This window comes from Streptomyces niphimycinicus (assembly GCF_018883605.1).
In the GTDB taxonomy this organism is placed as follows: Bacteria; Actinomycetota; Actinomycetes; order Streptomycetales; family Streptomycetaceae; genus Streptomyces; species Streptomyces niphimycinicus.
Genome location: NZ_JAHLEM010000082.1, coordinates 47,155 through 56,977, shown reverse-complemented (window position 1 = coordinate 56,977; position 9,823 = coordinate 47,155). Strand labels below are relative to the sequence as shown.

Genomic DNA, 9,823 nt, shown 5'->3' with positions numbered 1-9,823 from the left:
CCATCTCCTCCCAGTCCTCGACGCGCAGATCGTCGAGGGCGGAGATCGGGCTGATACCGGCGTTGCCGACCAGTACATCGAGCTTTCCGTACCGCTCGCGTGCCGTCGCGACCAGCCGGGACAGATCCGCGCGCCGCTTCACATCGGTGACGACGGGGACGGCCTCGCCGCCCGCCTCGGTGATCCGGGCCGCCAGCGCCTCGATGCGGTCCGACCGCCGCGCGGCGAGGACGACCTTGGCGCCGCGCTCGGCGAGGAGCAGGGCGGTGGCCTCGCCGATGCCGCTGCTGGCGCCCGTAATGGCGATGACCTTGCCTTCGATGCCGGACATCATGGGGAGTCCTTCCAGGAGGATTGCAGGAAAAAGGGGAGGCGGCGATGGCCTACAGTGGGAAGCGGAGCTGCCTCCACTTCACTCGAACCACACTAAGTGGATGCTCCTCCACTTAGCAACCGGGGAATGAGGAGAGCCACCGATGGTCAGGGATCCAGGGCGTCCGCTGCGGGCCGACGCACAGCGCAACCGGGAGAAGATCCTCTCCGCCGCGGTGCGGGTGTTCGCCGAGGAAGGGCTGGACGCCCACCTCGAGCGCATCGCCAAGGAGGCGGGCGTCGGCACCGGCACCCTCTACCGGAACTTTCCGACCCGCGAGCTGCTGATCGAGGCCGCCTACCGCAATGAGCTGGCCCGGCTCTGTGATGCCGCCCCCGAGCTGCTGGCGACCCTGCCCCCGCGCGAGGCGATGCGCGCGTGGCTGGGCCGCTTCATGGACTACGCGAACGCCAAGCTGGGCATGGCGGACGCGTTGCGGGGCGTCGTCGCGTCGGGCGTCAATCCGTACGCCCAGAGCCACGAGATGATCCAGGACGCGCTCTCCCGGCTGATGGACGCCGCCGTCACGGCCGGGGTGATCCGGTCCGACATCAGCGCGACCGACATGTTCGCCGCTCTCACCGGCATCGCCCTCGCCTCGGGGAAGCCCGAACAGCGGGAGCGGGCCGACCGGCTCCTCGACCTCACTCTGGACGGACTGAGCGTCGGATCCCGCCAGTAGCGCCGGATACCGCCAGTAGTGCCGGACCTCGTCAGCGGCGCCGGACCCGCCAGTAAAGGTTTCTGAGTTTTCAGTACAGACTCTTGTGCCAGCCACTCAGCGCTCTTAGCGTGTCCGGCCATGGAGAACGAACACCCCACGGACCGGGCCGCCGGTACCGGCGACGAGTCCGTAGGCGACCGGCTGCGTGCGCTGCGCAGGGCACGACGGCTGACGCTGCGGACCGTCGCCGAGGCCGCCGCGATCAGTGAGGGCTATCTGAGCCAGATAGAGCGCGGGCAGGCCAACCCCAGCATCGCCACCCTCCAGCAGGTCGCCGCCGCGCTCGGTCTGAAGGTGGCCGACCTGTTCGGCGACGACTTCACCACCGGCCCCAGCGTACTGCGCGCCGAGGAGGCGCCCCGGCTCGCCCTCGGAGTGCTCGGCGGGCGCAAGTTCCGGCTGACCCCGGGGCCGCAGCACCATCTCGAGGTGTTCCTGGGGGAGTTCGACGCCCACGGCTCCACGGGGGAGACCCTCTACAGCCACGGCGATTCGGAGGAGTTCCTCTACGTACTCGAGGGCACGGTCTCCCTCCAGCTCGGCGACCGCTCCTTCACCCTCGGGGCCGGTGACAGCATCCGCTACTCCTCCGCCGTACCGCACCGGCTGAGCGAGACGGCCGCGGCGGCCGCCCGGGTGCTGTGGGTGATCAGCCCACCCAGCTACTGACCCGCACCCCCTGGGTCCACGCTCCTCGGTCCACCCTCCTCGATCCGCGACGAAACCGGGGCCATCCCCAGGCCGCCCGACCAGCGGCCGTACGACCACGATTGGCTGAGTACCGCAGTGCTGAACGGAAATGTGTCCTTCTGGTACCGCCAGACCGGCTTCCCCGAACGGCGTCCGCCCCTCGACGGCGACCTCGCCACCGATGTGTGCGTCGTGGGCGCGGGCTTCACCGGGCTGTGGACCGCGTACTACCTCAAGCAGGCCGCCCCCGATCTCGATATCACCGTCGTGGACCGGGAGTTCGCCGGATTCGGCGCCTCGGGGCGGAACGCCGGCTGGCTCAGTTGCAAGATCGCCGGATCGGCCGGGACCTATGCGAGGAAGCGCGGGCGCGAGGCCGTCATCGCCCTCCAGCGGGAGATGATCCACACCGTGGACGAGGTGATCTCGGTGGCCCGTACCGAGGGCATCGAGGCCGACATCGTCAAGAGCGGCTATCTCACCGTCGCCCATGGCGCCGCCCAACTGCCCCGGCTGCGCACCGCGTACGACCAGATGCGGCACTGGGGCGCCCAGGACCTGGAGTGGCTGAGCGCACCCCGGGTCGCCGAGCGGCTGCGCCTGGACGGGGCGTTGGGCGGCTACCACAATCCGCACTGCGCCCGGGTCCACCCGGCCAAGCTGGTGCGGGGCCTGGCCCGCGCGGTGGAGGCGCGGGGCGTACGGATCCTGGAGTCCACCCCCGTCACCGCCATCGCCCAAGGCCGGGTCAGCACCCCGTTCGGCACCATCCGCGCGGGCCGGATCGTCCGCGCCACCGAGGGGTTCACCAGCGGCATCGATGGAGAGCGGCGCACCTGGCTGCCGATGAACTCCTCGATGATCGTCACCGAACCGCTCCCCGACGAGCTGTGGAAGCGGCTCGGTTGGGCGGGGCAGGAACTCCTCAGCGACGCCACCCACGCCTACACCTACGGACAGCGCACCGCGGACGGCCGGATCGCCATCGGCGGCCGCGGCGTGCCCTACAAGTTCGGCTCCCGCACCGACCGGGCCGGACAGACCGGCGCGGACACCGTGCGCGCCCTGCGGCGGATCCTCACCGGCCTCTTCCCGGACACCGCCGAGGCCGCCATCGACCACACCTGGTCGGGGGTGCTGGCCGTGCCCCGCGACTGGTGCGCCTCGATCGACTACGACCCGGCCACCGGTCTCGGCTTCGCGGGCGGATACGTCGGCCATGGCGTGGCCGCCACCAACCTCGCCGGACGCACCCTCTCCGATCTGCTGCTCGGCCGTTCCACCGAGCTGACCGCGCTGCCCTGGGTCGGCCACCGCACCCGTCGATGGGAGCCCGAACCGTTCCGGTGGATCGGGGTGCACGGCATGTACGCCGCGTACCGCGCCGCCGACCGCTCCGAGTCCTCCGGCCGCACCACCACATCGCCCATCGCCCGTCTCGCCGACCGCATCTCTGGACGCTGACCATGAGCAAGCCCACCGCCACCGCCGCGGTCACGGACCGCGCCCCGGCCACCGACCGTGAGCGGATCGCCCGCAAGGCGGGTCTCGCCTCGTTCATCGGCACCACCGTCGAGTGGTACGACTTCTACATCTACTCCACCGCGTCCGCGCTCGTCCTCGGCAAGATCTTCTTCGGTGGCGGCGGTGACACCACCGGCGCGCTGGAGGCGTTCGGCAGCCTGTGGCTCGGATTCCTCGCCCGGCCGATCGGCGGCATCGTCTTCGGCCACCTCGGCGACCGGATCGGCCGGAAGAAGACCCTGGTCACCACGTTGCTCATGATGGGCATCGCCACCACCTTGATCGGGCTGCTCCCCGGCTACGACGAGGTCGGTGTCGCCGCGCCCATCGCGCTGGTGCTGCTGCGCATGGTGCAGGGCATCGCGGTCGGCGGCGAATGGGGCGGCGCCGTCCTCATCGCCAGCGAACACGCCCCCAAGGGAAAGGCGCTGTCGTTCGGCGCCTTCGCCCAGCAGGGGTCACCGGCCGGATCGATCCTGGCCACCGGGATGTTCGCGCTGCTCACCCAGTTGCCGGACGACGACTTCGACGCCTGGGGCTGGCGCGTTCCGTTCCTCTTCTCCGCCGTGATGGTGGTCATCGGCCTCGTCGTGCGCCTCAAGGTCGAGGAGTCCCCGGAGTTCGCCCGGCTGCGCGACGAGAAGCGGGTCGCGAAGGTCCCCCTGCGGGAGCTGGTCACCCGCCACCCCGGAACCCTCGCCCTCGGTGTGCTCGCCAGCTCCATCGGCATCGCCGCCACCTACTTCATCACCACCTTCGTCCTGTCCTGGTCCACCGGCGGCCTTGGCATGGAGCGCTCCACCATGCTGAACGTGCTGCTCGTCTACAGCGTCATCCAGTTCTTCACCCAGCCCTTCGGGGTGCTGCTGGCCGACCGCTTCGGCCCGCGCCGCACCGTGGCGGCCCTGCTGAGCCTCAACTTCGCGCTGGTCCCGGTGATGTACGCGTGTGTCTCGACGACCCAGCCGGTCATCGTGGGGCTCGGCATCTGCCTGCTGGGCATCACCGGCGCGATGAACTACGCGATCCTGGCCGGACTGCTCGCCGCCGCCTTCCCGATCTCCGTGCGCTACACCGGTATCTCCCTCTCCTACCAGCTCTGTTCCGCGCTCATCGGCGGTACGGCGCCGCTGGTCGGCGAGTGGCTGCTGCGCTCGACCGGTGGCTCGATCGTGCCGGTCGTGATCTACCAGATGGCGCTGGTGGCGGTGTCCCTCATCTGCTCCCTGGCACTGCTGAAACGCTCACGAGCGGCGTAGCCAGGGCGGGCGCCGCCCATCGGGCGGCACCTCCCGGCCCAGCCTAGGAGTAGCGCGGCCACCTTGCGGGCTCCGGATGCCGCTTTCCCCGGTCTAGGCTCGATTTCATGGACAGCGAGAACCCTCTGGGGCGCTTTCTGCGCGCCCGCCGTGAACTGGTGCGGCCCGAGGACGTGGACATCCGGCCCGCCGGCCGGCGCCGGGTGGCGGGGCTGCGCCGCGAGGAGGTCGCCCTGCTGGCGGGGGTCAGTACCGACTACTACATACGGCTGGAGCAGGGCCGGGAGCGGCATCCCTCGGCTCAGGTGACCGAGGCGCTGGCCCGGGCCCTGGTGCTGGAGGAGGACGCGGTCGCCCATCTGCACCGGCTGGCCCGTCCGGCCCCCGCCCGGCGCCGCCCGGCCGCGCGGCGGGAGCGGGTGAGCCCGACCCTGCTGCGGATGATGGAGGGCTGGCCGCGGACACCGGCCGTCGTCCTGGGGCGCTGTCTGACCGTACTGGCCCACAACACCCTGGGCAGGGCCCTGTTCGACGGGCATACCCACAGCCGGGACCTGATGCGGCTGGTCTTCCTCGACCCGGACGCGCGGGAGTTCTACCCCGACTGGGAGCGGGTGGCGGTCAACACCGTCGCCGGGCTCCGCGCGGCGGCCGGGACCGACGAGGAGGACCCCGAACTGATCGCCGTCGTCGGCGAGTTGTCCCTGAAGAGCGAGGCGTTCCGGCGGCTGTGGGCCCGCCATGACATCCGTCAGAAGACCCATGAGACCAAGCGCTTCCGGCACCGTCTGGTCGGGGAGCTGACGCTGGAGTACGAGGCGCTGACCGTGAACAGCGCCCCCGGCCAGCAGCTCGTCGTCTACCAGGCCGAACCGGGCAGCCCGTCAGAACAGGCGCTGTCCCTGCTGGGCAGCCTCGCCGCCGACGCGGTGGAGACGCCCCACGACACCATGAGCACCACGACGAAGGACTCTTCCGCATGAACGTGATCGACTCGCCCGTCTGGTTCATCACCGGCTGTTCCACCGGTCTGGGCCGGGCACTCGCCACCGCCGTCCTCGACCATGGCCACCGCGCGGCGGTCACCGCCCGCGACCCCGGGCAACTGGCCGACATCGTCGCCGGGCACGGGGACCGCGCGCTGGCCCTGGCACTCGACGTCACCGACAAGGACCAGGTGGCGGAGGCCGTCAAGGAGGCGGAAACCGCCTTCGGCCTCATCGACGTACTGGTCAACAACGCGGGCTACGGCTATCTCGCCGCTCTCGAGGAGGGCGAGGACGAGGAGGTCCGGGCCCTGTTCGACACCAATGTCTTCGGCCTGGTGGACGTCACCCGGGCGGTGCTGCCGGGCATGCGCGCCCGCCGCGCCGGCCACATCGTGAACATCTCCTCGCTCGGCGGCCTGGCCGCCTTCGGCGCCACCGGCTACTACCACGCCACCAAGTTCGCCGTGGAGGGCCTCTCCGAATCGCTCGCCGCCGAAGTGGCCCCGCTGGGCATCAAGGTGACGATCGTCGAACCCGCCGCCTTCCGCACCAACTGGTCCGGCCCCTCCATGCGGCAGTCCGCCGTCACCATCGACGACTACGCCGAGAGCGCGGGCGCGCGGCGCACCAGCACCCTGGCCACCTACGGCCACCAGCCCGGGGACCCGGCCCGGGCGAGCCAGGCCATCATCGGTGCGGTGGAGGCGGAGGAGCCCCCACTGCGGCTGCTGCTGGGCAAGGCCGCCTATGACATCGCCCAGGCCAGGCTGGACTCCCTCAGGGCCGGCTTCGACGCCTGGCGCGATGTCACCCTCGGAGCCGACTATCCCGTGGCCTCGTCCTAGGGCCGCCGATTACCCCGTGGCCGCGCGCTGGGCCCGCCGGCTCACCGAGCCGTCAGCGCCCCCGCACCCGGCGGCCCCACCGGCGCAGCAGCCCCCGCCGGGTCCGGGAAGCCCGCGCTCCAAAGGGCCGACGGTCCCCCGGACCCGCGACGGCGTGGCTCGGCGTCCACTGACCGTCGGGGGAGAGGACCGGCGCCTTGCGCTCCGCCTGCGCCAGGATCTCGTGGTGGGAGTCATGGGCGGTCACCCGGAACGCCTCGTCATGGGAGGCCAGGGCCGCCCGCAGGGCCGTGCCGGTCGCACCGCGCCGACGGGCGAGGGACGCCACCCAGCCGAGGAAGCCCATGAGCGCGGCGAGCACCCCGGCGACGATCAGATACGGCAACACATCACCCATGGGCCGAGGTTACCTGTGGCCGCACCTCGTCGAGGAGCCCCAATTCGAGGCGGCTCAGCCGCCCGGGGTCGGCGATCACCTCGTACGCGGTGATCCGCTCGTCCTCGACGGTGAGGGCCAGGGCGAGCAGCAGCCGGCCGCGCGGGGCCACGACGATCCCCACCGCCCCGTTCACCAACGCGGGCTCCGCCAACCGCGACCTCGGTGCGAACCCGGCGGTCTCCTCCGCCACCGCCCGCGCACCGCGGGCCACCGTCGGCGCCCCCTCGGGCAGGGCGGCGCGGTCGGCACGCCGTACGACATCCGGGTCCAGCACCGCGAGCAGCGCCGCCATGTCCCCGCCCCGCGCGGCGGCGAGAAAGGCATCGACGGTGCGCCGCTGCCGGTCGAGTTCGGCGCGGGGTACCGCCGCGACACCCCGTACCTTCTGGCGGGCGCGGCTGGCGAGCTTCTTCGCGGCGACCGGTGACCGCTCCACGATGGGCGCGATCCCATCGAACGGCACCGCGAACACATCGTGCAGCACAAAGGCGATCCGCTCGGCCGGGCCCAGCGTGTCCAGCACCACGAGCAGCGCCCTGCCGACCGAGTCGGCCAGCACCGCCTCCTCCTCCGGATCGCCGCCGTCCCCGGTGTCCCGGGCCAGGTCGGGCAGCTCCTGCCCGACCGGTTCCTCCCGGCGCGCGGTGCGGGAGCGCAGCATGTCCAGGCAGATCCGGGAGACGACCGTGCGCAGCCAGCCGGACAGGTTCCCGACCGCCTCGGCGTCGGCGCGGCTGAGCCGCAGCCAGGTCTCCTGGACGGCGTCGTCCGCCTCGCCGAGCGAGCCGAGCATCCGGTAGGCGACCGCCCGCAGCGGGCCGCGGTGCCTCTCGAACCGCTCCGCCAGCCCGTCCTGCGGGTGCTGTCCGTCCCCCGGCTTCCGCCCGTCCATCGGTCACCTTTCGTCGCCGTGCTCCGTCACCTCTTCAGACGTATCCCACGCGGCCGGGGTGACCAGGCCGAGGTGATGAGGAGAGACACCATGAGCACCACCTGTCCGACCGTCCTGGACCAGCCGCTGCTGCGCCCCGCGGACCTGGGGGACCTCCGGCTGCCCAACCGGGTGGTGATGGCCCCCATGACCCGGGCCCGGGCCACGGGCGAGGGGCTGGTCCCGAACGGTATGCACGCGGCCTACTACGGCCAGCGGGCCGGGGCCGGGCTGATCATCACCGAGGGGACCTGGGTCAGCGAGCGGGCCATCGGCTTCCCGAACGTCCCCGGTGTCTACAGCGAGGAGCAGGTCGGCGGGTGGCGGCGGGTCACCGACACCGTCCACGCCCTCGGGGGCCGGATCGTGCTCCAGCTATGGCACACCGGCGCCGCCTCGCACCCCGACCACCTCGGGGGAGCCCTTCCGGCCGGCCCCTCGGCGGTCGATCCCCGGGAACGCTCCTACACGCCCGGTGGGCCCAAGGAGACGGTCACCCCGCGGGAGATGACGATCACGGAGATCCGGGAGACGGTCGCGGACTACGGCGCCGCCGCGGCAAACGCCCGCCGCGCCGGTTTCGACGGAGTCGAGATCCACGCCCTCGGCTCGTTCCAGATCCCGCAGTTCCTCAATCCGCGGCTGAACCGCCGCCACGATGCCTACGGCCACGACCCGGCCGGAAGGCGGCGGCTGCTGATGGAGATCGTCGACGCGGTGGCCGCCGCCTGGGACGGCCGCCGGGTGGGCGTCCGCCTGTCGCCGTACTGGACCGCCGAGCGGTTCACCGCCGATGAGCGGACGCTCGCCGACTACGACGCGCTCGTGGCGGAGCTGAGCGACCAGCCCGTGGCCTATCTGCATCTGCGGGGACCGGCCCCCGCCGCGCCGGATGCCGCCCCCGGCCATGACGCCTTCGCCCGCTACCGGCGCCTCTTCGACGGCCCGCTGATCGCCAACCATGGCTTCGGCCGGGAGAGCGGGAACGCCGTGATCGAGGCGGGGCTCGCGGACGCCGTCTCCTACGCCACGCACTTCGTGGCCAACCCCGACCTCGTGGTCCGGTTCGCCCTGGACCACGAGCTGGCGGCGGGCGACCCGGGGACGTACTACACCGGCGGGGCGGGCGGCTACATCGACTATCCGGTGGTGACCGAGTGACGGCGTCAGGCGTTGAGGACGCCCGAGCCGAGCAGTCCGAACAGTGCCAGGCCGATGACGATCCGGTAGATCACGAAGGCGTTGAACGAATGCTTGGCGACGAACTTCAGCAGCCAGGCGATCGAGGCGTAGGCCACGGCGAAGGACACCACCGTGCCCACCGCGAGCGGCACCGTGCTCACGCCACCGCCCATGGCGTCCTTGAGCTCGTACAGACCGGCGCCGGTCAGCGACGGAATGCCCAGGAAGAAGGAGAGCCGGGTGGCGGCCACGCGGTCCAGGTCGAGGATGAGGCCGGTGGACATCGTGGCGCCCGAGCGGGAGAAGCCGGGGAAGAGCAGCGCGAGGATCTGCGAGGAGCCGACCAGCATCGCGTCCTTGAGGCTGGTGTCGTCCTCCCCGCGCTTGTGGCGGCCCATCCGGTCGGCCAGCCACATCAGCCCGCTGCCCACGATCAGCGAGGCGGCCACCACCCACAAGGAGGCGAGCGGGCCTTCGATCAGCGGTTTGGCCGCCAGGCCCACGACCACGATGGGGATCGTGGCGTAGATGACCCACCAGGCGAACTTGTAGTCGTGGTGGTACCGCTCCTCGCGGTTGACCAGCCCCCGGCCCCATGCGGTGGCGAAGCGCCGGATGTCGCGGAAGAAGTACAGCAGGACGGCGGCGATGGCACCGACCTGGATCACCGCGGTGAACGCGACGACGGACTTGTCGTCCACCGGGATGTCCATCAGCCCCTCAGTGATCTTGAGGTGGCCGGTGGAGGAGACCGGGAGGAACTCCGTGACCCCCTCGACGACGCCGAGAACCACGGCCTGTCCGATGTTGATCGCGCTCACGTGATCCGTCCCGCCGGTGTCTTTCCGCAACCAGTGAATGTCTACG

General features: G+C 71.5%; 11 protein-coding genes. 7 read left to right on the top strand and 4 right to left on the bottom strand.

Going from position 1 to position 9,823, the window contains the following annotated elements; genetic code table 11:
* A partial coding sequence (locus tag KN815_RS09915; RefSeq protein WP_216341390.1) for an SDR family oxidoreductase occupies nt 1-331 on the bottom strand: 331 nt, incomplete at its 3' end.
* Between the two features lie 145 nt (nt 332-476).
* Here KN815_RS09915 and KN815_RS09910 point away from each other — a divergent pair.
* The 6 genes from KN815_RS09910 (at nt 477) to KN815_RS09885 (ending at nt 6,404) form a co-directional block, all read left to right on the top strand.
* A complete protein-coding gene (locus KN815_RS09910) occupies nt 477-1,055 on the top strand; it encodes a TetR/AcrR family transcriptional regulator (protein WP_216341389.1) in 579 nt (192 codons plus the stop codon).
* Between the two features lie 120 nt (nt 1,056-1,175).
* A complete protein-coding gene (locus tag KN815_RS09905; protein WP_216341388.1) occupies nt 1,176-1,766 on the top strand; it encodes a helix-turn-helix domain-containing protein in 591 nt (196 codons plus the stop codon).
* 117 nt (nt 1,767-1,883) lie between these two features.
* Nucleotides 1,884-3,251 carry an NAD(P)/FAD-dependent oxidoreductase gene (locus tag KN815_RS09900; protein ID WP_253208868.1) on the top strand — a complete coding sequence of 456 codons (1,368 nt, stop codon included), beginning with the start codon at nt 1,884-1,886 and terminating at the stop codon, nt 3,249-3,251.
* A gap of 2 nt (nt 3,252-3,253) precedes the next feature.
* Complete coding sequence (locus KN815_RS09895; RefSeq protein ID WP_216341387.1) at nt 3,254-4,570, top strand: MFS transporter; 1,317 nt, start codon at nt 3,254-3,256, stop codon at nt 4,568-4,570.
* Nucleotides 4,571-4,677: 107 nt separating this feature from the next.
* Nucleotides 4,678-5,553 carry a helix-turn-helix transcriptional regulator gene (locus tag KN815_RS09890; protein WP_216341386.1) on the top strand — a complete coding sequence of 292 codons (876 nt, stop codon included), beginning with the start codon at nt 4,678-4,680 and terminating at the stop codon, nt 5,551-5,553.
* Nucleotides 5,550-6,404 (top strand): oxidoreductase, encoded by an 855-nt coding sequence (locus KN815_RS09885; RefSeq protein ID WP_216341385.1) that lies wholly within the window; start codon nt 5,550-5,552, stop codon nt 6,402-6,404. The genes KN815_RS09890 and KN815_RS09885 overlap by 4 nt, the downstream gene beginning before the upstream one ends.
* Before the next feature lie 52 nt (nt 6,405-6,456).
* On the opposite strand, the gene KN815_RS09880 is transcribed toward KN815_RS09885, so the two are convergent.
* Nucleotides 6,457-6,801 (bottom strand): hypothetical protein, encoded by a 345-nt coding sequence (locus tag KN815_RS09880; protein WP_216341384.1) that lies wholly within the window; start codon nt 6,799-6,801, stop codon nt 6,457-6,459.
* Nucleotides 6,794-7,735: a sigma-70 family RNA polymerase sigma factor gene (locus KN815_RS09875; protein WP_216341383.1), complete on the bottom strand. Its 942-nt coding sequence runs from the start codon at nt 7,733-7,735 to the stop codon at nt 6,794-6,796. Before KN815_RS09875 ends, KN815_RS09880 begins: the two co-directional genes overlap by 8 nt.
* 90 nt (nt 7,736-7,825) lie before the next feature.
* Between KN815_RS09875 and KN815_RS09870 the strand changes: the two genes are divergently transcribed.
* A complete protein-coding gene (locus KN815_RS09870) occupies nt 7,826-8,935 on the top strand; it encodes an alkene reductase (RefSeq protein WP_216341382.1) in 1,110 nt (369 codons plus the stop codon).
* Between the two features lie 5 nt (nt 8,936-8,940).
* Here KN815_RS09870 and KN815_RS09865 read toward each other — a convergent pair whose 3' ends face one another.
* On the bottom strand, nt 8,941-9,777 hold the full coding sequence (locus KN815_RS09865) for an undecaprenyl-diphosphate phosphatase (RefSeq protein ID WP_216341381.1): 837 nt from the start codon (nt 9,775-9,777) through the stop codon (nt 8,941-8,943).
* Between the last annotated feature and the right edge of the window lie 46 nt (nt 9,778-9,823).

Excerpts from the sequence above, each read along its gene's own strand:
- KN815_RS09870 (WP_216341382.1), top strand. The coding sequence starts at position 7,826 with ATGAGCACCACCTGTCCGACCGTCCTGGACCAGCCGCTGCTGCGCCCC.
- KN815_RS09910 (WP_216341389.1), top strand. The coding sequence starts at position 477 with ATGGTCAGGGATCCAGGGCGTCCGCTGCGGGCCGACGCACAGCGCAAC.
- KN815_RS09895 (WP_216341387.1), top strand. The coding sequence starts at position 3,254 with ATGAGCAAGCCCACCGCCACCGCCGCGGTCACGGACCGCGCCCCGGCC.
- KN815_RS09905 (WP_216341388.1), top strand. The coding sequence starts at position 1,176 with ATGGAGAACGAACACCCCACGGACCGGGCCGCCGGTACCGGCGACGAG.
- KN815_RS09890 (WP_216341386.1), top strand. The coding sequence starts at position 4,678 with ATGGACAGCGAGAACCCTCTGGGGCGCTTTCTGCGCGCCCGCCGTGAA.
- KN815_RS09880 (WP_216341384.1), bottom strand. The coding sequence starts at position 6,801 with ATGGGTGATGTGTTGCCGTATCTGATCGTCGCCGGGGTGCTCGCCGCG.
- KN815_RS09875 (WP_216341383.1), bottom strand. The coding sequence starts at position 7,735 with ATGGACGGGCGGAAGCCGGGGGACGGACAGCACCCGCAGGACGGGCTG.
- KN815_RS09885 (WP_216341385.1), top strand. The coding sequence starts at position 5,550 with ATGAACGTGATCGACTCGCCCGTCTGGTTCATCACCGGCTGTTCCACC.